Genomic DNA, 23731 nt, shown 5'->3' with positions numbered 1-23731 from the left:
CAGGATTTGACAAAGAGCCTATTTATATCGCGACTCTTTTTTAGCTTTCCACATAATATAGTAAAAGCATGTTACCCAAGGTAGCTTGTGTCCACTAACCTTATAACCATATATTCGTCAATCTAATTACAATTCTTCATCAGATAATGCTTTTTCCGGACGCATGGTTGGGAAAAGTTGGACATCGCGAATTGAGTCGACATCAGTTAATAACATCACTAAACGATCAATCCCAATACCTAACCCACCAGTAGGCGGCATCCCGTATTCTAAAGCTTCAACGTAATCTTCATCAATACCATGAGCTTCGTCGTTACCTTCTTCACGTTCAGTTGCCTGTGCTTCAAACCGTGCCTTTTGATCGATTGGATCATTTAATTCGGTAAAGGCATTGGCATACTCGCCACCGTGAATGAATAACTCAAACCGCTGAACAAAACGTGGGTCTTTCGGATCCTTTTTCGCCAATGGTGAGATTTCGATTGGATGTCCGTAAACAAAGGTTGGCTGTGTCAAAGTTGCTTCAACAAAGTCTTCAAAGAAGGCATTGATGATGTGGCCCACTTGCCACCATTTTTCATACTTAACATCATGTTCATCAGCTAATTTCTGTGCTTGTTCGACAGTCATTTCTGGCCAGAAGTCAACACCAGTCTTTTCTTTGATCAAATCAACCATATGCGCACGAGCAAATGGTTTGTCCAAGTCGATTGGTTGACCTTGATAAGTGATCTGACCAGTACCGTTAACTTTTTGAGCAGCGAAACGGACGATACCTTCAGTTTCATCCATTACATCGCTAAGATCCCAATAAGCCGCATAAGTTTCTAGCATCGTAAATTCTGGATTGTGCTTAGTATCGATCCCTTCGTTACGGAAAACACGACCGATTTCGTAGACACGTTCCATCCCACCAACGATCAAGCGCTTGAGATGCAATTCTAATGCGATCCGCAAATACAAATCGATATTCAAAGCATTATGATGCGTAATAAATGGCCGTGCCGAAGCACCACCAGCTTGCGTGTGCAATACTGGAGTCTCCACTTCAACGAACTCATTCTTATCTAAGTATTCACGAACTGCACTGACGATCTTGCTACGCTTCATAAAGCGATCAAAACTGTCGCGGTTAGCGATCAAATCCAAATAACGCTGCCGATACTTTTGTTCAACATTTTGTAAACCATGATACTTATCTGGTAATGGACGTAATGCCTTAGTCAAGAAAGTCACATGACTTGCACGAACAGTTAGTTCTCCAGTATCAGTTTTCATGACATCACCAGTAATACCCATAATGTCACCTAAATCAGAGCGCTTGAAAATATGGTAGTTTTCTTCGCCAACTCGATCTTTACGTACATAAACTTGAATCCGGCCGTCGCGGTCTGCAAAATCTGCAAAACCGACCTTCCCTTTTCCACGTTTAGTCATCATACGTCCAGCAATTGTGACAATATGTTCTTCCGCCTCTAATTGCTCCTTTGATTCATCAGCGTAACGTTCACGAATCTGTTGACTCGTTGCGTCACGTTCAAAACGCTGACCGAAGGGATCGATACCTTCTGTGCGCAATTCATCCATTTTTTCGCGGCGAACCCGCAATTGGTCATTCATTTCAGTCGGTTTTTGACCGTTCTTAGCCACTATAATTCCTCCATTTCAACGTCATACATATCTATATTTTGCCGATTTAAGCTTTAAATTGCAAGCCCATTTTGGTTTTTACCGTTTATTTAGCCCGTTCCAACTCACGTGCTTCGGTTTGTTCAACGAAATCATCAAAGATCGTATCAACTTCAGCTTCAGTCTCAGCCTGATTGACCGCTACCTTTGTTTTAGCTGCTCGCGCAATCCCCTTCAAATAATAAGCAGAGGAAGTCCGAAATTCGTGTACCCCAGTGTGTTCACCTTTTAATTCAACTAAACGATGCAAATGTGCTTTAGCTGTAGCAATTTTTTGCCGTGGCGTTGGTTGTGGCAAAAGAATACCGTCATCCAAATATTCTGCCGTCTGTTTCAAGATCCACGGATTGCCTAAGGCAGCCCGGCCGATCATCACTGCGGTTGCACCGACTTCATCCAGCATCCGTTTTGCATCTTCTGGTGTGCGCACATCGCCATTCCCCATAAACGGAATTGAAATATGGTCGCGCACATCTTTTAAAATATTCCAATCAGCGTGGCCACTATACATTTGTTTACGGGTCCGACCGTGCATTGCGAGTGCTGCGGCACCAGCTTTTTCAGCAGCCATAGCATTTTTAACTGCGTAAATATGATCTTCATCCCAACCAGTCCGCATTTTCACGGTAACTGGCTTGCTCACTGCAGCCGTTACGGCAGAAACCATCTCATACACTTTATTCGGATCAAGCAACCAGCGTGCGCCAGCATCAGTTTTCACAACTTTATTGACTGGGCAACCCATATTGATATCAATAATATCGGCACCGGTATGCTGATCAACAAACTTAGCTGCTTCAACCAAGGTTTCCTTCGTCCCACCAAAAATCTGCACACTAACCGGATGTTCCGTTGGATCAACGAACAACATGCTTAACGTTTTTGTATTGTGATGTAGAATCCCGCGATCACTGATCATTTCACAAACCACTAAGCCTGCACCAAACTGCCGACAAATCACTCGGAAAGCGGCGTTTGTGATGCCCGCCATTGGTGCAACGACAACTTGATTGGGAATCTTAACATTACCGATCTGCCATTCCATTTTAATTGACCACCTTTTAAATAAAATTCAGCGTGAGGCAAAAAGCGTTTAGATCACGGCACTTAACCGGACTTAGACATAAGATACGCTTCAGCGGAGCGTTGACTAGAGTTGTTAAGTAGCGTGAACTGCTTTTTGCACCACATTTCTACGCATTCATTATTCAAAGTACCTACGCACTTTTTTCAGAAACATCTTTTGTATCATAGCACAAATCACCACCAACGAAAACCGACTAGCTCGCTTGTTTCAGAAAAAAAGATGCGACCATTGATTGGCCGCATCTAGCTTACATCTATCCTTCGTAGTTATCTTTAAGTGTTTGTAACTCCGCAGCACTAAATTGATACTTAGTCCCACAGAACTGACAAACTGCTTCTGCACCATGATCTTCATCGATCATTGCTTGAATTTCGGTTGGTTTCAATGCTGCGATCGATTTACCAAAACGCGCTTTGGAGCAATCACATTTAAACGCAACCGGCAATGTGTCTAGGATTTCCAAGTCGGTCCCAAAAATCTCCTGTAAAATCATTTCCGGCGTTTTTCCTTGGCGTAACGATTCCGAAACCAAAGGAATTGTTTTTAGCTTAGCCTCTAAGTCGGCCGCAACTTCATCATCCGCACCAGGCATCATTTCAATCAGAAAACCGCCAGCAACTTCGATGGTGTTATCTGGATTCACAAATACAGACACGCCAACTGCTGAAGGAATCTGTTCTGAACTCGCCATGTAGTAAGTAAAGTCATCACCGAGTTCACCAGAAACGATCGGGGTTTGTCCGGTAAATGGTTGGGCTAGGCCTAGATCTTTAGTGACTGCGATCGTACCAGCAGTCCCAACTGCACCCCGGACATCAATATGCTTTTTTTCGTTCAGTGGTAAATGTACATGAGGATTTTGAATATACCCTTTTACTGTACCATGAGCGTTACCATCAGCAACGATGGCGCCAGCCGGACCGTTGCCCAGTACTTTAACTGTCATTTTTTGTTCATCTTGTAGGCCGGCAGTACTCATTAACAATGTTGCCACCAGTGTGCGGCCAAGTGCTGCAGATGAAGCGCTCCACGTTCCATGACGCCGTTGTGCTTCGGCAACAACGCCACTGGCATCGACTGCAAAAGCACGCACCGTACCATGGTAAGCCATACTTTTAACTAAATAATCACGCATTCGTTAATCGCGCTCCCTTATTTTATTGTAAATTTTTTACGAAACGAAGGGCCGGAACATTTGCTCCAGCCCTTTGTTTTATGCATTATGATCGTCATCTGATTGCGAGTCAGCTGAATCGGCGTTAGAAGCAACGTCAGATTGTGCGGACGCAGAATCAGCAGCGGTTGAGTCAGCAGTTGCAGCCGAATCATCTGATTGTGCTGTTGCTGAATCAGAACCATCGGTATTTTGCTTATCTTTCACTTGTTTTTCAGCATCTTGACGTTCCAATTCTTGCTTGGATTGTTCAAAAGTTGCTGCCTTTTCACTTGGAAATTCTTCCGTACCAGCTTCATCGGGCATTTCACCAGTGTTGAACAAGCTGAGAATTTGTTTTTCATTCAAGGTTTCGCGCTTGAGCAATTCTTCAGCAATCAACTTATGCTGATCTCGATGTGCTTGAATAATTTCGTAAGCTTGTTGATGTGCTTCGTTCATAATTCGACGAACTTCATCATCAATTGCAGTTGCAGTTGCTTCAGAATATGGTCGAACGCCAAATTCTGTTTGCTGCATTGCGGGACCTTCATACTGAATGTCACCTAATTTAGCGCTCATCCCGTATTGAGTCACCATTGCTCGTGCTAATTGGGTTGCCTGTTCAAAGTCATTAGAAGCCCCAGTTGATTGAGTACCGAAAATAATTTCTTCGGCCGTCCGTCCACCAAGCAAACCAACGATTTGTTCAGTCAATTCTTTCTTAGTCATCAAGAATTGATCTTCACGTGGCAACATGATTGCATAACCGCCTGCGCGGCCACGTGGTACGATGGTTACTTTACGAACGACACGTGAATCACTTAAGACTAAACCAACGATCGTATGGCCAGCTTCATGGAAAGCCACCATATTACGTTCTTTAGGACTGATAACACGATCACGCTTAGCAGGACCAGCGATCACCCGATCTTCAGCTTCATCAACATCAGCAGCGTCGATCTTCTTCTTATCACGGCGAGCCGCAACTAAAGCCGCTTCGTTCAATAAGTTTTCCAGATCAGCACCAACAAAACCTGGTGTCGTCTTAGCCAAAACCTTCAAATCAACATCATCGGCCAATGGCTTATTCTTAGCATGTACTTTCAAAATAGCTTCACGGCCTTTAACGTCAGGACTGCCGACCAAAATCTTACGGTCAAAACGGCCGGGACGAAGTAAGGCTGGATCAAGGACATCAGAACGGTTAGTTGCCGCAATGACGATAACCCCTTCACTACCGGTAAAACCATCAAGTTCAACTAACAATTGGTTTAAGGTTTGTTCACGTTCATCGTGACCGCCACCCATGCCATTACCACGCTTACGACCAACGGCATCAATTTCATCAATGAAGATAATTGCTGGCGCACTCTTCTTGGCTTGTTCAAACAAGTCACGAACACGGCTAGCACCAACACCGACGAACATTTCAACGAAGTCAGAGCCTGAGATCGAGTAGAACGGAACGCCAGCTTCACCGGCAACTGCTTTAGCCAGCAAAGTTTTACCAGTACCAGGAGGACCCTCCAACAAGACACCTGCCGGTATGCGGGCACCTAGGGAGACGAACTTACGTGGATCCTTCAAGAATTCAACGACTTCAACCAATTCTTGTTTCTCTTCTTCGGCACCGGCCACATCAGAGAAACGAACTTTATTAGCTTTTTTATCGGCAGGTTTGACCTTGGATTTACCAAAGTTCATGACCCGGTTGTTGCCGCCACCTTGACCAGCTTGACCCATCATCATGTAGAAGAAGAAAATGATCATCACTAATGGTAGAGCGTACAACAAAATTTGAATCCAGAAACCACTTGACTCTTCAGCCTTGGTATCCATCTTAATATTATTCTTTTCAGCTAAACGAACGACTTGTGCTACTTGTGAATCGCTATCCAACATGACTGTTGTAAAGCTCTTAACACTTGTCTTCGAATTTGGCACTAAACCAAAACCGCCGCTATTTGAGGAAACTTTTTGCGCTTTGCGATAGTCACCGGTGATCTTATAGACACCATTATTTGGCTGTACACTAAAGTCTTTGATCTTGTTATTTCTTAATTGGCTAATAAATTCACTAGACTGTAATTCTTTAGACTGCGAATTTGACTGCCCGTTTGAGAAGAAGTAAATGATCCCAATCAAACTTAGGAAAATAACAATATAAAACAGACTATTGCGAAAAAGTCCATTTCGCTTATTATTCATACGTGACCTCCGTTTCCAAATTACTATTTCGATTTAAAAATGATACCTTGTCATATCATTTCAGTTATTGATAATAGCATATTTGACTTTCATTGACTATTATTTCGTTTGATGAATTTCATCAGTATTGACGTACTGATTTTCTGCAAATACAGGGCTTAAACCAGAGTTGGTTTGGAAAAGCATTCAGATTTTATGCACCAGCTTAGTATCAGTTTGTGCAGTGATCTACCAAGATTATGATCGTTCAACCTTTTATGTACGAATCACTACCGTGTGACACTAAAAATGCTTTATTTATTTTGGTAAACTGAAGCTTTTAAAATACCAATGTACGGTAAGTTACGGTATTGTTCAGCATAATCTAGACCATAACCAACTAAAAAGGCATTAGGCACCTTAAAACCGACATAGTCTGCTTCAACAGGAACAACACGGGTCTCTGGCTTATTCAATAAAGTACAGATCTTAACTGATTTAGCTTGACGATACTTAAGTAGGTCAACCAAATAATTCAAAGTGCGTCCCGTATCCACAATATCTTCCACAATCAAAACGTCACGATCCTTGATCGGCGTATCAAGATCCTTAATGATCTTGACCTCACCAGTCGACTCTGTACCACCTTGATAACTGGAAACATCTAAGAAATCCATCTCTAAATGCGTATCGATCTGCCGGACAAGATCCGCCATAAATAGCATCGCACCCTTTAAAACACAGATCACCAGTGGATTTTTTCCTGCATAATCAGTGGTCAATTGTTGTCCTAAGCGCGCGGTTACTTGGGCAATTGCTTCTTGATCGTACAGAATACTTTCAATATCCTGATGCATCAGTAAACTCCTCTCCAATTTACACTAGTTGCGCCTTAATTGTCCATTTTGAGACAGTATCTTTTTCACACTATTTCTAGACACATTTAAGCTGTTTATTAGCAGTAGTACTCAACAAACAGCTTACCATAAACACAGGCAATCAACCTTATTTTTTAATAATTAGTCTGTAATGTATTTTATCAGTTTGTTGCGGGTTAAACAATTGCGATTTTTTCACATCTAGTAGCCAAAGTACGGTATTTTGCTGCGTTGTGATCAACCACAGGCGGTCCCGTTGCTGCTGCGGAATTTTTTGATCGATCAAAATTCGGTTAATTTTTTGATGACCATTGCGCAATGATAAGCGATCGCCTGGTTGTCGGTGGCGAATTTTTAGCGGTAGTTCAGCCGATGCTAACCAAACCTCTAAACTATCGTCAGCTTCTGATACAGTAGCGGTTCCCGCCTGTAAACTCACTTGCAGCCCGTTCACTTGGCAAGTCGCTCCTGGTGCCAAGGTGTAACTCGTTTGGCCCACTGCTGTTGTAGCGGGCATGATCGTAAACGCCTGATAACTTTTCACAAATTGCCAACCAGCGGCTAAATTTAAAGTTGTCTGCGCGCGCGAATGCTGCAACAATTGCTGCAATTCTTTTTTTTGCCGCTGCTTAACCGTGATGCCTTGTTGCACCAACAAACGTGTTAAGAGTCGCTCCAATGCCAGATACTGAACGTCAGTATCTAATTGCTGCCACTGAGTCAAATCGCCCCGATAGCCAATCGCTAAAAAATCACCACAATCAGCTAGAACCTGATCCATTTGGCGCTGATTTACCCGTAATAACCGTTGCAGTTGCACAACATAATCGGCCGCATGTTCAGCCGCCAATGGTTGCATTTGTTTCAATACCGGCACCACCCGTTGCCGCAAACGATTACGCGTAAATCGCGGATCTTGGTTCGTCTCGTCCTCGAAAAAAGTCAGCTTTCGCGCGGCTACATAAGTACGTAATTGTTGCCGCGTAAATGGTAATAGTGGTCGCACCAACTTTGCCTGGTGAAAGGGACGCTGCGTTGCGATCGCCGCTAATTGCTGGATATCACCACCACGCACTAAACGCATCAATAGCGTCTCTAACTGATCATCCGCGTGATGTGCCGTCAGCAATACTGAAATCTTCTGTTGCTGTAAGACCTGAGCAAAATAAGCATAGCGAAACGCCCGTGCCGCCGCCTCAGTACCGTGTACTGGATGTTCCGCCATTGGCCACTTGGTCTGATAAAGTGGCCAGCCATGCCTAGCACAATAATCAGTCAAAAAAGCGGCTTCGCGCACGCTGGCTGCTCGTAACTGATGATTGACATGAACGACATTGATTTGCGGGCGTAGTGCTACTGGTAAATGCGCTAGTAAGTCGAGTAACGCCATTGAATCCGCTCCTGTTGATACCGCCACTAATACTGGTGTCTGCGCACGCCACAACTGCAATTGCTCGATATGGGCCGTAAATGCGTCTTGCATGTAAACCACCTCACTTTCACTCAACTAAAAAACGAGCTCAGGAAATCCCGAGCTCGCTGACTTTGTATATTAACTACGACGACCGCCACGGCCACCGCGCTTGCCTTCAGTATTTCGCTTTAAGTCAGTTAAACGTGCTTCACTGTCTTTAAGGAAATCGGATAAAAGATCGTCAAAGTCTTCCTTCTTGGTTTCTTGAAAATGGCGCCGACCACCATTAGCTCGACCTGATGTATGTGAGCTAGTATGATTGGAACGATTATTCTGCCGCGGATTAGAATCATTTGAACGATGTGGTGCGTGATGATTGTTGTGCTCTTGGTGTTCAGTAGCCGGCTTATCAACCGCCTTGCGGATCGATAAACCGATCTTACCGTCATCACCAACGGACATAACCTTAACTGTGACTTCATCGCCAACAGAAAGAACATCATGAATATCTTTAACATAGCTATCCGAAATTTCACTAATATGAACTAGGCCTGTCTTACGATTACCTAAATCGATAAACGCACCAAAATTCGTGATTCCAGAAACCTTACCAGAAACTTTAGCTCCGACTTCAATTGACATAAAAAAGTTTTTCCTCCTTAAATCATGTACTCATAAGTATAGCACAGGAAAGGGTCGTTGCAAGCGTCTTACAATGGTTTTATTTTGTTGAGATCGTCGGGGCTTTATCCTGTGGCAAACTATAAATAGTCTCATTATTCTTTGAATAATAGTACTTTTGCCGAATGACCTGTTGTAAATAATCATCGTTTTTCAACTGTGATTCCTGTAATTTTAATTTACGTTGCTGCGCTTGATTTTTTTTAAGTTTAACTTTTTTGGTGGCAACTTGGGCATTAGTTGTTGCTAACGATTGTCGTGCTTGATAGATCTGCACGCCACATACCAAAAAGATTGCGGCTAATAACGCAAACAACAATATGATTCGTCGCTTGTGCACCCGATGCACATAATGCGTCCGCGCTTGCTTTTGTTGTCGTGCACGTTCAATCTCAGTATAGGGGTCAACTGTCGCTTTAGCTGATTGTTTAGTTGGCTTTTTTTTCTGAGTAAGCAACATAACCGCATCCTCACTTTCATTCAAAGTATGCAAGTGTGTTGGAAAAGTGCTTAAATCATGACCGACAGCCGGTCTAATCAATAAGATCTTTGACTTAACGTAGCTCATAATCTATTTTTTCAACCACGTTTACGCTAAATTAAAGCATAAATACTGACGCAGTATCAATTTTTCACACACTCTAGGCAGCCTTAAACTGCTGTTCCATCGGTGTTCTAAACCACACCTGATTTCTACCCAAAGTATAGCAAGCTTTCCTCGTAGTGTCCACGCAGAAACAACTATTATTTCATAAAATTCAATTAATATTAGTGTTTTTTGCTAATAACGTTATTAGCTTCCAGCCCGTATGCTTAAAACTTTTCGGCAAAAGTTTCTGAAACGATTTCATACATTTGTTCAGCCGCATCCTTTTTAGTTGTTTCCAACAAGGCATTGACTTTAACCGTCAACGTTTTATTGCCAAATTTGATTGTGATGATATCACCAACCGAAACGTCCGTGGAAGATTTTGCCACTTTGTCATTGATCAAAATACGACCTTTATCGGCAATTTCCTTAGCAACGGTCCGTCGTTTGATGATCCGCGATACTTTTAAAAACTTATCTAAACGCATAATATTTAACTTCCTCTCAATAGTGGTTAATTTTATGTCAAAAATACAGCGCGATGTACTACTATTTGAATCGGCGTAAAAATTTCTTACCTAATGGCAACGCCAACCATTCACGAATAGTTAGCAGGCGCAACTTACGCGCCAGAAAAAGGAACACGCCGCCACCTAATGCAACACAAAGTAAAACTAAGCCTCCGGTGGCTAAACGGCCAGGTTGTAACCATTGTACAAGTTGTGCGTACAAAACACCAACTACTAGTACCATCCCACCAGTGCAGACAAATAGCTTACCTAAAAAATTCTGCCGGAATAGTGCCTGGCGAATATAATTACGCGAATGCCACCAAAGCAGCCAAAACATAACTGCCAATGCGAAAACTGTTGCGCCACTGGCCCCATTGATCTGCCACTGTCGCACTGCCCAGCCATTGATCGCTAATTTGACGACTAACCCAAGTAGTAAAGCCACTGTGGGTAAATGGTATTCACCTAAGCTTTGGAAAACACTGCTGTAGCTTGAGATCAAGGCGACTAAAACAATACTCAACATATATAGGCCTAACGCAAGATCACCGTGGGTATCCCCAAATAATAATCGATTAACACCGGGCATCAAGGCAATCAACCCACCAGCGGCCGCCACAGAAAACGCACAGCTCAATCGAATCATCATCACTGCTTGTCGATAAAACTCATTTTGCCGTTGTCGTTGTAGCGCTCTGGTCAAACTAGGCAACAGTGACGTGGATAAGGCCGTTGCCAAGACTAAACCAAGTTGAACTAATGGCTGCCCACGATCATATACCCCTTTTAAGCTTTTAGCCGCCGCTTGACCGAGCCCAGCCACAACTAAATTATTTTTAACTGAAAAGGAATCGACTAACTGTAGCAAGACGATCAACGATGCAAATAGGCACAACGAACCACCTTCAGCTAAGAAGCGACGCAATAAATCGCGATAACGCGGGACCGCTACTTCACTCATATTGCCCTGTGGTTGTCGTTCACGCCGCCACCAAAAATAAAGCAGCACACCACTAGAAGCCAATGCCCCAAAAGCCGCACCGCTCATCGCCCAGGTTCCCATTTTATAAACAGACCAGTGCCCCTGCACTGCCCAAACTGCAGCAATCAGAATAACGGCCACGCGTACGATCTGCTCAATGACTTGTGACAACGCCGTCGGTACCATGATAAAACGACCTTGGAAAAAGCCACGACTAACGGCCAACCATGGCATAAAAAGAAACATCCATGCGACTGCATCGATCAATGGCGCTAACTGATGGTCACCCATTGACTGCGCAATCTGCTCTGCGCCAACTTGTAAACCGATGAAAATTAGCACCGATAGAAATGTCAAAAGTACGGCACTACGGCGCAACGTTTCACGTTGCCACCCAGAATCAGTTTGTTCGGCAATCAGTTTGGAAATAAAAACGGGTAAGCCAGATAACGCAAAGGTCATACCAATTCCGTATAACGGATAGATCTGCTGGTAAACGTAAAAGCCAGTATTCCCAACTAAATTTTGAAAGGGCACGCGATACACAGCGCTCAAGATCTTCGCAATCAGGGCTGCCAGCGATAAGATAAATGCGCCATTGACGACGTGCTTCATTTGTTTATTTTGCATCACTCACCTCTACTCCGCATCTAGCAACTTGCTTGACGGCTACACCCACGCTAACAATATAGCTCATGCAGGTGTCGCCTGTTGAACGATGGCAGCCAGACCCGTTAAGAACTGAGTTAGTTCTTCCAGCCAATCCGGTTGGCGCATTTTCGGCTGAATGATCAAGGTGATCACTAATTTATCGCCATCCATTTTAACAGTGGCCTTTAATTTAGTTTTACTTAACGCCTTAAACACATCTTCTGGTGCGATCTGGCGCGTTCCTTTAGCCGATAATTTGACCCGCAACTGTTGGTCGACGTGGCGAATACGTTCAACTAACGCTTGATCCGCATAGACTTTCAATAAGCCGATCGCCAGTAAATGAGCAACTGGATCCGGATAATCCCCGAAGCGATCAAACAGATCAGCCTGCAATTCTTCCAAGTCAGCCGGACTAGATAATTCGCGCACACGCTTATACAATTCAATTTTCTGCCGTTGATCAGTGATGTACTCACTAGGCAAATAAGCCTCGATACCTAAATCAAGTTCAGCATCACTTTTAGCTTGCACGGCTTTGCCTTGTTTCTGGGCGACAGCATCCGCCAGCATCTGCGAGTACAGATCGTAGCCAACTGAATCAATAAAACCGTGCTGCTGCTTACCTAATAAATTACCAGCACCGCGAATCGACAAGTCACGCATAGCAATTTTGAAGCCGGAACCTAGTTCAGTAAAATCTCGGATCGCTGCTAACCGCTTCTCACTGATTTCAGTTAACACCTTATCCTGTCGGTACATGAAATAAGCATAGCCTACCCGGCTGCTCCGACCAACTCGACCCCGCAACTGATATAGCTGCGCCAAGCCCATATGGTCAGCGTCTTCTACAAATAATGTATTGACATTCGGCATATTAACACCGTTTTCGATGATTGTCGTAGTCACGATCACATCATACTGACCATGCACAAATTCATATAACGTGTTCTCCAACTGTGCCTCAGTCATCTGACCATGGGCATAAGTGACGGTTGCTTCCGGCACTAGTGCCTCAATATTGGCCACTGTTCGTTCAATATCCTCCACTCGATTATGCAAATAGAACACTTGACCACCACGCGCCAATTCGCGTTCAATTCCAGAACGTAGTGCCCCTGCATTTTGTTCCATTACATAAGTCTGCACTGGATACCGATTAGCTGGTGGCGTCTCGATCACGGATAGATCACGCACCCCAACCATTGACATATTCAACGTCCGAGGAATCGGCGTCGCGGTCATCGTCAATACATCGACATTAGAACGCAATGTTTTTAGCCGTTCTTTGGCCTTAACACCAAAACGCTGCTCTTCATCAACCACTAGCAAGCCAAGATCTCGAAATTCAACGTCCTTCGATAAAATACGGTGAGTCCCGATAACTACATCGGCTTGACCACTTTTGATTGCCGCTAACGAAGCCTTGATCTGCTTGGCCGTCCGGAAACGCGATAACAATTCGACTTGCACCGGAAAATCAGCGAAGCGTTGCATCATTGTATCAAAATGCTGCTGCGCCAAAATTGTTGTCGGTACTAAAAAGGCCGCTTGTTTGCCGTCTTGAATTGCTTTAAAAATCGCCCGTAAAGCCACTTCAGTTTTACCAAAACCAACATCACCGACCAACAGTCGATCCATTGGCTTCGGCCGCTCCATATCGTGCTTGATCTCAGCTACACTCCGCAGTTGGTCATCAGTTTCCGTGTAGGGAAAAGCGTCCTCAAATTCGCGCTGGTATTCATTATCTGGTGAGAATGCATACCCTTTTTCGGCTTCTCGTTGCGCGTACAATTCGATCAGATCATCCGCAATGTCTTCGATTTTGGAACTGACTTTGCGTTTGGTTTTAGCCCATTCACTACCGCCAAGTTTATTGACCCGCGGCGTTTTACCTTCTGAGGCAACATATTTCTGAACCAAATTGAGCTGGCTAACTGGAATGAACAGTTTAGCGTTATCTTGGTACAAGATCGTAATGTAGTCTTGATGCGCACCATCAACTTCTAGCGTCTGCATCCCCACATACTTACCGATCCCGTGATTAACGTGAACTACGTAATCACCAGGATTCAGCTCATTGTAACTTTTGATTCGTTCAGCGTTAGCTAGTGTTTGCCGCCGCACTCGCTTCTTAATTGGTTGATTGAATAATTCTTTTTCGGTGATCACAACCAGATTGGCATCAGGTAATTCAAATCCATTTTGTAGCGTTGCGGCAACGATCTGTACTTGTTGCAGCTGCAGTGTATCGGGTTTTGCCAACGTGGCTTGCATCTTAAAGTCACGCAAAATACGACCGACACGTTCCCGCCGTTCATCATCGCCAACCATCACCACAACCGTTTGCTGCTGCACTTGCCAACGATCAATTTCCGCCTTTAAGAGCGGCATTTGGCCAAAAAATTGTTGCATGTCGCGATTTTGTAAGTCAAGGATCTGATCTAAACGTAAATTACCCATCCCTTTTTGGAACAAGGTCAAATAAAGATGCGTGTGCTTATTTTTACGTAACAAAGTTTTCAACTCTGTACTGACGCTTTGGCTGTGCAGCATTCGCTGATTAGCTAATTCCTCGGATAACCATTGTGCTGCGTCCGCTGCTAATTCAGTTTCGCTTTCTTGCATCCGCGGATAATCATCTAAAATCACTAAGCCATCATCCGGTAGATAATCGGTTAAATTAGCGGCCGGTGCATAGATCAAATCGCGATAACGCACTAATTCAGGGACTACTTCGCCCTTTTCTAGGGCTGCGATCACTGGCGTTAAATGATCCGTCAGGGCAGTCCGTTCACTGGCTTCTTTCAAAGTGGCTAACTCAGTTTGATAGGCTTTTTTGACTGTCGGTGCCGCCTGTTGCAGTAATTCTGGCGTCACCAAAAAATCCGTTGCTGGCAACAAGGTAAACTCAGATAAATTTTCAATACTGCGTTGCGTGCTTGCTTCAAAATACCGTAATGAGTCGACTTCCGTATCAAATAAATCAATTCGCACGGGATTGGCGGCTGTCAATGGGTAGATATCAATAATATCGCCACGCATCGCAAACTCACCAGGACGACCAACTAGCTGTTCGCGGGTATAGCCCATGCCAACTAGCTGTTGCCGTAATTGCAACGGATCTAACTCGCCGCCAGGTTTGATGGTCAAAGCACTAGCCCGCCACATTTCCGGTGTTGGTAATAATTGGCGAATTCCAGCTAGAGAAGCAACCACGATCCCCGGCTGCTGTTGCGCCAAAAAAGTCAGCGCCTGTACCCGCTCACTCCGATATTCAGGTGAGCTGACTGCTACTTGTGCCGCCATCACTTCGTCTACCGGGAATAATTTAACCTGTGTTTCCGGCAATAAATTCGTCAAATCATCCACTAACTGACTCGCATTAAATAAACTATTTGTTACCACTAACATTGGCTGCTTCTTAGCTCGTAAAATAGCACTGAGCAATAATGAGCGCGCCGAGTCCTGTAAACCAGTAACTAACTGCCGACTATGCGGTGTCACCTGACCTAGCCAATCTTTAATTTTCGGTGCTTGTAAAAGCAGTTCTGTTAAATCCATAACTATCCCTTCCGATTGTAATGATTCATTACCTGCATGAAATCAGCGCCTTTGACCCAATCTTCAAGTGCCTCGATGGCGGTATCAATACTCCGATCAACTAATGGCCGTGCCTCATCACTAAAGGGTGATAGGACCCAATCGACCACGCTACGCCGTTCAGGATGCCCTGTACCAATCCGTACGCGATTAAAATCAGATGTCTGCAAGAAACTGATCAAACTTTTAATGCCGTTATGACCACCAGCTGAACCATGCTCCCGTAAGCGCAGACGTCCGGGCACTAAGTCCATATCATCATAAACCACCATCAGCTCAGCCAACTGGATCTGGTAGTAGGTCATCAATGGCTTAACTGCTCGCCCAGAATCATTCATAAAAGTCTGCGGCTTAACTAAGTAAACTTTTTCATCATTTTCAAAGTAAGTGGCGTAATTTGCTTCAAATTGATTATGACTAAACGTGACCTGATGTGCTGCTGCCATTCGATCTATAGTCATAAAACCAACATTATGTTTAGTTTGTTCATATTTTTTGCCAGGATTACCTAAACCAACGATCATTTTCATTTGTGAACTCTCCACCTTATCTATATTTTTCGCGTTCTTAAAAATCATGACACGAAAACGACCGGCAAAATTAAATTGCCGGTTACAACAGAATTATTATTGGCTATTATAACATACCCACTAACGCATTACTGTGCTGTTGGTACATGGAATTTAGAAGTCATCATATATTAGTTTTTCGTTAACAGGAACCGCAAAAAGATAAACTATAATTTTATCCTAAAATAACTTTTAAGTTAAATCTTTGCATTTTCATTAGATTTTTCACTTTTTCTTAGGCAAATCAAACTGGGTATGCTATGATGAAATTTCCAAAAAATAATTGCTCCACAAGAAGGGATGAAAGCTATCTTGGCAACTGAAAAACATCAAAAAGTGCTTTTGGTCGGTGACGGTGCGGTAGGCTCTAGTTATGCCTTTGCACTTGTCTTACAAGGTATTGCGCAAGAAATTGCCATCGTCGATATTGCGAAGGAAAAAACGGAAGGTGACGCACTGGATCTTTCCCATGCGTTAGCCTGGAACTCACCAAAAACGATCTATGCCGGCACTTATGCTGATGCTAAAGACGCCGATGTCGTTGTGATCACTGCTGGTGCACCACAAAAACCAGGTGAAACACGTCTTGATCTCGTTAGTAAAAACCTAAAAATTCTTAAATCAATCGTTGATCCAATCGTCGAATCTGGCTTTGACGGTATTTTCTTAGTCGCAGCCAACCCAGTTGACATCTTAACTTACGCCACTTGGAAATTATCCGGCTTCCCACAAGAACGCGTTATTGGTTCAGGAACTTCCTTAGATACTGCTCGCTTACGCCAAGCAGTCGCTGAATTAGTTGGTGTCGCTGCACGTTCAGTGCACGGCTACATCATGGGTGAACACGGTGATTCTGAATTCTCTGTTTGGTCACATTTAACTTTCGGTGGCGAACGGATGAGCGAATTCATGGAACATCATCCTGAAGTGACTCAAGCTGATCTTGATAAGATCTTCGTTAGCGTCCGTGACGCAGCTTACGATATCATCGAGAAAAAAGGTGCAACATTCTATGGCATCGCTGCTGCCTTAGCGCGGATCACCAAAGCAATCTTTGATGATGAAAATGCCATCATCACCCTTTCCGCTTATATGCAAGGTCAGTACGGTTTAGATGATATTTATATCGGCACACCAGCAGTGATCAACCGCGGTGGGCTTAAACACATCATCGAATTACCACTGAATGAAACCGAACAAGCCGCAATGTCTAAGTCAGGTAAAGAATTGAAAGACTTAGCCGATCGTGCTTTTAAGGAAAACGGAATTGAAACTCGCCAATAATATTCATGAAAATTAAATGATTTTTCAGATATCGCCTTGCGTTTGGTCGCCGCCAGCTGCAAGACGATATTTTTATTTAAATTAGTGTAATCGGTTGCTGTACCAAGCTAATTCCACATTACAATCTTGCAAAAAACCGTTTAATAAATCGTGTAAGCGTTGACATTTATTCATAAAAATGCTTTCATAAGAGTATAGGAATCACAAGCCAGTTTTTAAAACTTAAAAACCGACTCCTATAGGCTAAAGTAAAATGGAGGAATGCATTATGGCACAATACACAACAATTATCACAGGTCACGGCAGTTTCGCAGATGGGATCAAAAATACCCTCAACCTACTTTCAATTATTCCCGATAATTATAAATTCGTAAATTTTGAAAATGGTATGGCCGAAGCTGACTATAAGAAGGCTTTAGCTAAGGAAGTTAAACCAGGCGAACCAACCGTATTGTTCACTGATATCTTCGGTGGTACACCATTTAAAGTTTGCGCCGAATTAGCTTATCATAACGACAAAGTGCAAGTTGTCACTGGTTGTAATATTGGCTCGTTAATGGAAGCTACTTACAATAGTTATCGTTCTTTGCGCGATTACGCAGACGATCTCGTTGTTATTTCTAAGAACTTTACTCAGCGTTTAGGTGCTGAAAAAGTAAATAATTAATTATGCTTTGACCATTAATACCAAAAGAACTTGGACAATCATGTTCAAGTTCTTTTTTATTTAAAAAATATGGCAGATTGCAAGAAATAACTTGAACAAATTTAGTAACGCAGATTACGCAAAAAGATCTCAATCGGTGTTCGCCAATTTAAACATTTGAGTGGTCGGGAATTCAAATACCAGTTAATTTGAATCAATTCATCATCGGTAATCTCATCAATCGGTTGACCTTTGGGAATGAAGCGGCGTAGTACTCGGTTGCGATTTTCATTACTGCCTCGTTCATGTGGCGAATAAGCGTGCGCAAAGTACAGCGGAACACCGGCCTGTTCTTCAATCAAATTGTAGTTGGCGAATTCTTTCCCATGGTCAACAGTAAGGGTCTTGAGATTATCTCCTAACTGGTTAGCCAATTCTAAAATAGCCTTGGTCATTGAAGTACTATCTCGTCCATTAAGCCGTTTAACGATGGTAAGCCGACTCTTACGCTCGACAAACGTAGCTACTGCTTGACCTTTACGTTTTCCAGATAAAACTGTATCAGCTTCGAAGTGACCTGAAGTATTACGATCAGAAATTTCAGCTGGACGATCTTCGATGGAACGTCCATGACTAAAACTACCACGGGTTTCTTTAGATCGTTTGCGACGAATACCATGGTCAGGTAAATCAGTCACATTAATATCCAGTAGTCCCTGATCAATCCAGTTATAGATGGTTTTGTAGGCAATTCTAACTACATGAGCCACTTGTTCAATTGACCATTTTTGGATCTTGATTTTTTCTTCAATCAATCGCTTTAGGTTAGTCGTTAAGATGGTTTTACGACCACGATGACTAAGTTTAACTTCATGGTCAGTTTGAGCCTTAACTGCGTGATACTCACCAGCTAAGCGATGAACCTCATTAAAGATAGTGGTTTTACTAAAGCCTAAATAATCGGCAATATATTGAAGTGAGTGCTTTTCATGATGAAGTGTTTCGATGACAACGCGGTCTTCAAATGATAAAATAGTGGTGCCCATAAAGGTCCTTCTTTCTAGTGGAATGTTGTGGTGACACCATTAAAGACCTTTACGGGTTTTTCTGTCCACTAATATGTTCAACTTAAATTTTACAATCTACCTAAAATAAACAAAGTTTGGTATTATTTGCTGTATACTTAAGCTAAATTAAAGGTTCGTTCGCTATCATTTTCACTGCACGAATGCTACACTCAGCTAAAGAATAATTAATAGGAGGACCGTATCCAATGAAAAAACGCAGTCGAATGGTGATTACTATCAGCGTGATACTCATTGCGGTTTTCGGACTTTATATTTTTCAAAGTCAGCGTTACCGTGACACCTATCTACCACGCACCAATGTTGCCGGCGTAGATGTAGGCGGTAAAACTGAAGCCCAGGCCAATCAGTTATTACAGAAGCATTTCGAACAGCAAAAATTCACCTTAGTTGATGGCACTAAGAAACTAGTGAGCTTCACGGGGAAAACAGCTGGTGTTAAGCCAGAGTTCACTCAAAAGTTGGCTAGTTTAAAGCAACAACAAAATCCTTGGTCATGGCCATGGCATTTAGTAAAGGGTACAAGTATGGCACAAGCCAGCCAAAGCCTGACAGTTGATCAAACAACATTCAATCAGTTTGTTGATAAAACGATCACACAGCTCAACCAAGGACGCACCGCTAGTAAAAACGCCACAATCGTTAAAAAGAATGGCAGTTTTACCATCAGCAGTGCAGTCAGCGGTAATCGACTTTCCGCTAAACAGCTGAAAACAACGATTCGCCAAGGGCTAGCGTCAAGTAATGGTCAGATTGCGGTTAAGACAGCTTACGCTAAGCCTACGGTGAACGCTGATAGTAGCAGTCTCAAGCAAGCAGTCACCAAGCTAGAAAAATTGCATAACGAAAAGATCACTTATGCGATCAACGGCGATAAAGTGACTGTACCAAAGGCAACAATTTATAGTTGGCTAACTTACACAAACGGTAAAGTCAGTCTAGATGCAGCGCAAGTTAAGGCTTATATTGTTAGCCTCAACAAACAGTATGCAACAATTAATAAAGATCGCCAGTTCAAGAGTACTAAGCGTGGTACGGTTACAGTGCCAGCCGGAACTTACGGTTGGAGCATCAACACTGCCAGTGAAGTGACCGCACTTAGCGCTAAAGTGTTAGCAGGTAAAGACTTTACCCGGACACCAATTGTGCAAGGCTCTGGTTATAGCACGGACAAAAACGATATCGGTAATACTTACATTGAAGTTGATAAAACTAATCAGCATATGTGGTATTACAAAGATGGTCAGTTAGTACTTGATACCGATGTAGTGACTGGTAAACCTGGTCAGGATACGCCATCTGGTGTTGACTTTATCTGGAACAAACAAACCAATGCTACTTTGAAAGGTACTAACGATGACGGTTCTGCTTATGCCTCACCTGTCAGCTATTGGATGCCTGTCGATTATACTGGCGTTGGGATTCACGATGCCTCATGGCAACCTAAATTTGGCGGCGATTGGTATAAAGAACATGGCTCACATGGTTGTGTTAATACTCCACCAACCACAATGGCTAAGTTATATTCACTCGTTGATACCGGCACGCCAGTTGTTATCTTCTAATGATGTAAAAGAGCCACGACAGAAATTATCTGTCGTGGCTCTTTTGTTATCTTAATTTATTTTTTGGTGATCATCAAGACACCGTCACCTAATGGTAACAAGGTCGCCACTAACGTTGAATCATTGAAAACACGGGTCAGCAATTGATTTAGTTTGCGGTAAATAGCTTTATTGCGGTGTGGGACCGTCGCTGCATCAGCAAAAACGGTTCCCCCTTGCAAGACATCATCAATCAACAGCACCCCATCGGCCGCTAATAACCGTAAACAATCATCTAGAAAATCAAGGTATTTAGCTTTGGCGCTGTCCATAAAAATCAAATCGTAACTGGGGGTCAATGTCGGTAAAATATCCGCCGCATCACCAGCCAGTAACTTAATCTGCCCTTCTAAGCCTAAATGCGCGATGTTTTCTTTAGCATGTTCCAGCATTAGCGGGTAGCGATCAATCGAGGTCACACGCCCTGTAGCACCCATACAAGTGGCAAACAAACTGGCCGAGAAGCCGATCGCTGTACCGACCTCTAAAACTGTTTGTGGCTTCTTCAGATTAAACAAGGTCTGCATAAACGTGACCGTTTCGTGAGGAATCACCGGAACCCCTTTTTCATGGGCTTGTTGTTCTAATTCACCGAGTGCTCCCGTTAACTGTGTCGTACCTTGACGTAAAAAATCTAGCACTGCAGGTTTGACCACCGGACGATGCATCATTTCATTGTGCATATTAATTGCCTGCTTTCATTAAGGTTCTCTAATTTTTCAAACTGAATAGTAGTCTATTATTCGATTATATATTATGATATGCTAGACGTAAAATGAGAATTATTTAATCTGGAGGCAAAACCATGTTATTAAAATCAATGGTGCAAACTAAAGAACAAATCACCAGCATCAAGGAAACAGCAACTTTGGCTGAAGCATTGACCATCCTTGAGGACACTGGTTATCGCTGCGTCCCGATCCTCGATGAATCTGGTCAGATTTTTCGCGGCAATATTTACAAAATGCATATTTACCGCCATAAATCCCGCGGCGGTGCCATGGATCTGCCAGTGACGCATTTACTTAAAAATGCTACTAAATATATTCCAGTTGACGCACCCTTTTTCAAAGTCTTCTTTACAATCAAAGATTTACCTTACGTGGCAGTTTTGGATCAGCAAAACTACTTTTACGGTATTTTAACGCATAATCATTTGATGACCATGTTATCGCAATCTTGGAACGTTAATGTTGGTAGTTATGTGCTAACCGTTGTTTCCACCGGCGAACGCGGCGATCTAACCGATATGTCACGAATTATTTCGCGCTATGTGTCCATCGCCAACTGCATCACGCTTGATTCAGAACCTGGTGAATTGATTCGCCGGACTTTATTCACGCTTCCTTCAGGCACTTCTGAAGAAACCCTGCATAAGATCATTGATCATTTACAGCGCAAAGAATTCACGGTTCCCGAAGTCGAAGATCTACGCGTCGAATAAGTAAAAAAAGCCCAAGCTGGACAACAGCACTAGGCCCTGTCAAGTTGACAAATGAAATAATATAAAGTTGAATCTGTTTCTAAGCGGCTTCACTCCAGTATTCATCTGGGGTGAGGCCGTTTCTTTGTGCTGAGCGATTGTGGTGATTGAAATATTCGATTCCTTCCTCAACCAGTCTCACAAGCTCTTCGCAAGTCTTTGCTAGTGGATGGCGAGCCATCCACCGTAACTTGAATTCGTTCCACCAGCGCTCCATTGGTGCATTGTCGTATGGTGTTCCTGGTCGAGACATGCTACGTGTGACGTTGTAACGACCAAGAAAGTTGTTGAAGGCACCAGAGGTGTAGGCTGATCCTCGATCAGTGTGAACCAATGGGTGGACGTCACCAGAAGCCTCAAAGGCTCGTTGGAAAACCTCGATTTCTGCTGCTGATGTTTCAGTAGCGCTCAAATTGTAGGACAACAAACGTCGGCCGTAGAGATCAAGGACGCCACTCAAGCGCACCTTATACTTATTATTTACGCCGTAAGTCAGTTCCGTCGAATCGGATAACCAGACCTGATTAGGACTGTCGACGTCGAAGTTCTGATTGAGCACATTGTCTTGAATGTGCTGTTCGTTCTCCTTATGTCGACTGTGCTTCTTGACCCGAATTTGACATGTCAAGCCAAGCTCCCGCATCACACGACGTACCATCTTGAAAGTAACGGGGAAGTCAATTAGTTCATCATGTTGAAGATTCACTAAAAGATTCCCAGCACCGATACCTTGATGATGAAAATCAAACCAGTATTGTGTCCGTTCCTTGAGCTGACGATTACGGGTTTCCCAAGCAGTTTCTTCTCGATTTAACCCTTTGTAGTAAGCCTGCCGGCTTACACCGACAACGGCCAACAGCGTAGATACTGCACCGCGCTTGCCTTGACTGACCTCATTAATTGCGAAGTAAGACAGTCGATGTTGTTTACTCACCCCCTGCGCTGGAGTTCCAGCAATTTTTTTGCGAATGCCTCCACAAGCTCTTTGTCTGCGAGCTGTGCTTTGAGCTGCCTGATTTCAAGATTGGCTTTATCGAGTTCAGTCAGTTCAGCTTGTTCTTTGTGATGGCCACGGTTGTCCACGAGTGCCTCATAGCCGCCGTGTTCGGCCTTGATCACCCATGAACGTGCTTGTTGATAAGAGACTTGGAAGTGTTCAGCGGCCTCTGTGTATGAATGCTTCAGCTTGGTGACATACTCGACAATTTCAATGCGTTCTTCCAAGGTTGTTTTACGACTCATAGTGGGAACCTGCTTTCTGGACGGCGACGCCGTCAAAGGTTTATCCCCATTATACTTGTTCACCCAGTCTACGACTTGCTGCGATCCACGAAGTCCAAACTTATTTGCAAGTTCATCAAAGGTGCCTTCACCTATAAGATATGCGTGGACTACTTTAAGTTTGAGTTCTTTCGAATAGTGTTTGTTTTTCTTAGCCTCCTTTAGACCATTAATTCCATCACGGGAGTATCGATCTCGCCAACGTTCTAGCGTCTTGTGATCAATGCCATGACGATTGGCCACCGGCCGTAGTCCAGTTTTTGATTGGGTAAGTTCCTTTAAGATTGCTAATTTTTCGAGTACCGTATGTTTAGATCTGGGCATACAAAAATCCCTCCATAGTTGTTAGA

General features: G+C 43.4%; 20 protein-coding genes. 4 read left to right on the top strand and 16 right to left on the bottom strand.

Annotated features, from left to right (window positions below; translation table 11 throughout):
* Nucleotides 1-126: 126 nt before the first annotated feature.
* The 12 genes from lysS to pth form a co-directional block, all read right to left on the bottom strand.
* A complete protein-coding gene (lysS, locus tag LC20001_RS03025) occupies nucleotides 127-1620 on the bottom strand; it encodes a lysine--tRNA ligase (RefSeq protein ID WP_050781688.1) in 1494 nt (497 codons plus the stop codon).
* A gap of 115 nt (nucleotides 1621-1735) precedes the next feature.
* Nucleotides 1736-2734: a tRNA dihydrouridine synthase DusB gene (gene dusB, locus LC20001_RS03020; RefSeq protein ID WP_003679447.1), complete on the bottom strand. Its 999-nt coding sequence runs from the start codon at nucleotides 2732-2734 to the stop codon at nucleotides 1736-1738.
* A 295-nt stretch (nucleotides 2735-3029) separates the two neighbouring features.
* The gene (hslO, locus tag LC20001_RS03015; RefSeq protein ID WP_010009285.1) at nucleotides 3030-3911 is read right to left on the bottom strand and encodes an Hsp33 family molecular chaperone HslO; all 882 of its coding nucleotides are present in this window, start codon (nucleotides 3909-3911) and stop codon (nucleotides 3030-3032) included.
* 78 nt (nucleotides 3912-3989) lie between these two features.
* On the bottom strand, nucleotides 3990-6140 hold the full coding sequence (ftsH, locus tag LC20001_RS03010; RefSeq protein WP_010009286.1) for an ATP-dependent zinc metalloprotease FtsH: 2151 nt from the start codon (nucleotides 6138-6140) through the stop codon (nucleotides 3990-3992).
* A 293-nt stretch (nucleotides 6141-6433) separates the two neighbouring features.
* Nucleotides 6434-6976 carry a hypoxanthine phosphoribosyltransferase gene (hpt, locus tag LC20001_RS03005; protein WP_010009287.1) on the bottom strand — a complete coding sequence of 181 codons (543 nt, stop codon included), beginning with the start codon at nucleotides 6974-6976 and terminating at the stop codon, nucleotides 6434-6436.
* Between the two features lie 148 nt (nucleotides 6977-7124).
* Nucleotides 7125-8480 (bottom strand): tRNA lysidine(34) synthetase TilS, encoded by a 1356-nt coding sequence (tilS, locus tag LC20001_RS03000; protein WP_010009288.1) that lies wholly within the window; start codon nucleotides 8478-8480, stop codon nucleotides 7125-7127.
* 69 nt (nucleotides 8481-8549) lie between these two features.
* A complete protein-coding gene (locus tag LC20001_RS02995; RefSeq protein WP_003679458.1) occupies nucleotides 8550-9053 on the bottom strand; it encodes a S1 domain-containing RNA-binding protein in 504 nt (167 codons plus the stop codon).
* 79 nt (nucleotides 9054-9132) lie between these two features.
* Nucleotides 9133-9552 (bottom strand): FtsB family cell division protein, encoded by a 420-nt coding sequence (locus LC20001_RS02990; protein ID WP_035457457.1) that lies wholly within the window; start codon nucleotides 9550-9552, stop codon nucleotides 9133-9135.
* 353 nt (nucleotides 9553-9905) lie between these two features.
* Nucleotides 9906-10169 (bottom strand): RNA-binding S4 domain-containing protein, encoded by a 264-nt coding sequence (locus LC20001_RS02985; protein ID WP_003679460.1) that lies wholly within the window; start codon nucleotides 10167-10169, stop codon nucleotides 9906-9908.
* Between the two features lie 61 nt (nucleotides 10170-10230).
* Nucleotides 10231-11805 (bottom strand): putative polysaccharide biosynthesis protein, encoded by a 1575-nt coding sequence (locus LC20001_RS02980; protein WP_010009291.1) that lies wholly within the window; start codon nucleotides 11803-11805, stop codon nucleotides 10231-10233.
* A 63-nt stretch (nucleotides 11806-11868) separates the two neighbouring features.
* Nucleotides 11869-15390 (bottom strand): transcription-repair coupling factor, encoded by a 3522-nt coding sequence (gene mfd / locus LC20001_RS02975; protein WP_003679464.1) that lies wholly within the window; start codon nucleotides 15388-15390, stop codon nucleotides 11869-11871.
* Nucleotides 15391-15392: 2 nt separating this feature from the next.
* The gene (pth, locus tag LC20001_RS02970; protein ID WP_010009292.1) at nucleotides 15393-15959 is read right to left on the bottom strand and encodes an aminoacyl-tRNA hydrolase; all 567 of its coding nucleotides are present in this window, start codon (nucleotides 15957-15959) and stop codon (nucleotides 15393-15395) included.
* A 339-nt stretch (nucleotides 15960-16298) separates the two neighbouring features.
* Between pth and LC20001_RS02965 the strand changes: the two genes are divergently transcribed.
* Both LC20001_RS02965 and LC20001_RS02960 read left to right on the top strand, forming a co-directional pair.
* Entirely contained in the window at nucleotides 16299-17282 is a 984-nt protein-coding gene (locus LC20001_RS02965) for an L-lactate dehydrogenase (protein ID WP_010009293.1), read from the top strand.
* Nucleotides 17283-17550: 268 nt separating this feature from the next.
* Nucleotides 17551-17949: a PTS sugar transporter subunit IIA gene (locus LC20001_RS02960; protein WP_010009294.1), complete on the top strand. Its 399-nt coding sequence runs from the start codon at nucleotides 17551-17553 to the stop codon at nucleotides 17947-17949.
* Nucleotides 17950-18050: 101 nt separating this feature from the next.
* Here the strand turns inward: LC20001_RS02960 and LC20001_RS02955 are convergent, their stop codons facing one another.
* Nucleotides 18051-18974: an IS30 family transposase gene (locus LC20001_RS02955; RefSeq protein ID WP_099267109.1), complete on the bottom strand. Its 924-nt coding sequence runs from the start codon at nucleotides 18972-18974 to the stop codon at nucleotides 18051-18053.
* 227 nt (nucleotides 18975-19201) lie between these two features.
* Here LC20001_RS02955 and LC20001_RS02950 point away from each other — a divergent pair, with 227 nt between their 5' ends.
* On the top strand, nucleotides 19202-20578 hold the full coding sequence (locus LC20001_RS02950; protein ID WP_010009295.1) for a L,D-transpeptidase family protein: 1377 nt from the start codon (nucleotides 19202-19204) through the stop codon (nucleotides 20576-20578).
* Nucleotides 20579-20634: 56 nt separating this feature from the next.
* On the opposite strand, the gene LC20001_RS02945 is transcribed toward LC20001_RS02950, so the two are convergent.
* Nucleotides 20635-21300 carry an O-methyltransferase gene (locus tag LC20001_RS02945; RefSeq protein WP_003677595.1) on the bottom strand — a complete coding sequence of 222 codons (666 nt, stop codon included), beginning with the start codon at nucleotides 21298-21300 and terminating at the stop codon, nucleotides 20635-20637.
* Between the two features lie 122 nt (nucleotides 21301-21422).
* Between LC20001_RS02945 and cbpA the strand changes: the two genes are divergently transcribed.
* On the top strand, nucleotides 21423-22061 hold the full coding sequence (gene cbpA / locus LC20001_RS02940) for a cyclic di-AMP binding protein CbpA (protein ID WP_003677599.1): 639 nt from the start codon (nucleotides 21423-21425) through the stop codon (nucleotides 22059-22061).
* Between the two features lie 79 nt (nucleotides 22062-22140).
* Here cbpA and LC20001_RS02935 read toward each other — a convergent pair whose 3' ends face one another.
* Nucleotides 22141-23034, bottom strand: a complete 894-nt coding sequence (locus LC20001_RS02935) for an IS3 family transposase (RefSeq protein ID WP_010620863.1) — start codon at nucleotides 23032-23034, stop codon at nucleotides 22141-22143.
* A complete protein-coding gene (locus tag LC20001_RS02930; protein ID WP_010012236.1) occupies nucleotides 23031-23705 on the bottom strand; it encodes a helix-turn-helix domain-containing protein in 675 nt (224 codons plus the stop codon). The genes LC20001_RS02935 and LC20001_RS02930 overlap by 4 nt, the downstream gene beginning before the upstream one ends.
* Nucleotides 23706-23731 lie beyond the last annotated feature (26 nt).

The organism is Loigolactobacillus coryniformis subsp. coryniformis KCTC 3167 = DSM 20001 (genome assembly GCF_002706425.1).
GTDB classification, from domain to species: domain Bacteria; phylum Bacillota; class Bacilli; order Lactobacillales; family Lactobacillaceae; genus Loigolactobacillus; species Loigolactobacillus coryniformis.
This window is presented reverse-complemented; position numbering and strand designations above follow the sequence as displayed.

Excerpts from the sequence above, each read along its gene's own strand:
- LC20001_RS02955 (WP_099267109.1), bottom strand. The coding sequence starts at position 18,974 with ATGGGCACCACTATTTTATCATTTGAAGACCGCGTTGTCATCGAAACA.
- tilS (WP_010009288.1), bottom strand. The coding sequence starts at position 8,480 with ATGCAAGACGCATTTACGGCCCATATCGAGCAATTGCAGTTGTGGCGT.
- hpt (WP_010009287.1), bottom strand. The coding sequence starts at position 6,976 with ATGCATCAGGATATTGAAAGTATTCTGTACGATCAAGAAGCAATTGCC.
- LC20001_RS02930 (WP_010012236.1), bottom strand. The coding sequence starts at position 23,705 with ATGCCCAGATCTAAACATACGGTACTCGAAAAATTAGCAATCTTAAAG.
- mfd (WP_003679464.1), bottom strand. The coding sequence starts at position 15,390 with ATGGATTTAACAGAACTGCTTTTACAAGCACCGAAAATTAAAGATTGG.
- LC20001_RS02995 (WP_003679458.1), bottom strand. The coding sequence starts at position 9,053 with ATGTCAATTGAAGTCGGAGCTAAAGTTTCTGGTAAGGTTTCTGGAATC.
- pth (WP_010009292.1), bottom strand. The coding sequence starts at position 15,959 with ATGAAAATGATCGTTGGTTTAGGTAATCCTGGCAAAAAATATGAACAA.
- dusB (WP_003679447.1), bottom strand. The coding sequence starts at position 2,734 with ATGGAATGGCAGATCGGTAATGTTAAGATTCCCAATCAAGTTGTCGTT.
- LC20001_RS02980 (WP_010009291.1), bottom strand. The coding sequence starts at position 11,805 with ATGCAAAATAAACAAATGAAGCACGTCGTCAATGGCGCATTTATCTTA.
- LC20001_RS02945 (WP_003677595.1), bottom strand. The coding sequence starts at position 21,300 with ATGCACAATGAAATGATGCATCGTCCGGTGGTCAAACCTGCAGTGCTA.
- LC20001_RS02965 (WP_010009293.1), top strand. The coding sequence starts at position 16,299 with ATGAAAGCTATCTTGGCAACTGAAAAACATCAAAAAGTGCTTTTGGTC.
- LC20001_RS02990 (WP_035457457.1), bottom strand. The coding sequence starts at position 9,552 with ATGTTGCTTACTCAGAAAAAAAAGCCAACTAAACAATCAGCTAAAGCG.
- ftsH (WP_010009286.1), bottom strand. The coding sequence starts at position 6,140 with ATGAATAATAAGCGAAATGGACTTTTTCGCAATAGTCTGTTTTATATT.
- LC20001_RS02985 (WP_003679460.1), bottom strand. The coding sequence starts at position 10,169 with ATGCGTTTAGATAAGTTTTTAAAAGTATCGCGGATCATCAAACGACGG.
- lysS (WP_050781688.1), bottom strand. The coding sequence starts at position 1,620 with ATGAATGACCAATTGCGGGTTCGCCGCGAAAAAATGGATGAATTGCGC.
- cbpA (WP_003677599.1), top strand. The coding sequence starts at position 21,423 with ATGTTATTAAAATCAATGGTGCAAACTAAAGAACAAATCACCAGCATC.
- hslO (WP_010009285.1), bottom strand. The coding sequence starts at position 3,911 with ATGCGTGATTATTTAGTTAAAAGTATGGCTTACCATGGTACGGTGCGT.
- LC20001_RS02950 (WP_010009295.1), top strand. The coding sequence starts at position 19,202 with ATGAAAAAACGCAGTCGAATGGTGATTACTATCAGCGTGATACTCATT.
- LC20001_RS02960 (WP_010009294.1), top strand. The coding sequence starts at position 17,551 with ATGGCACAATACACAACAATTATCACAGGTCACGGCAGTTTCGCAGAT.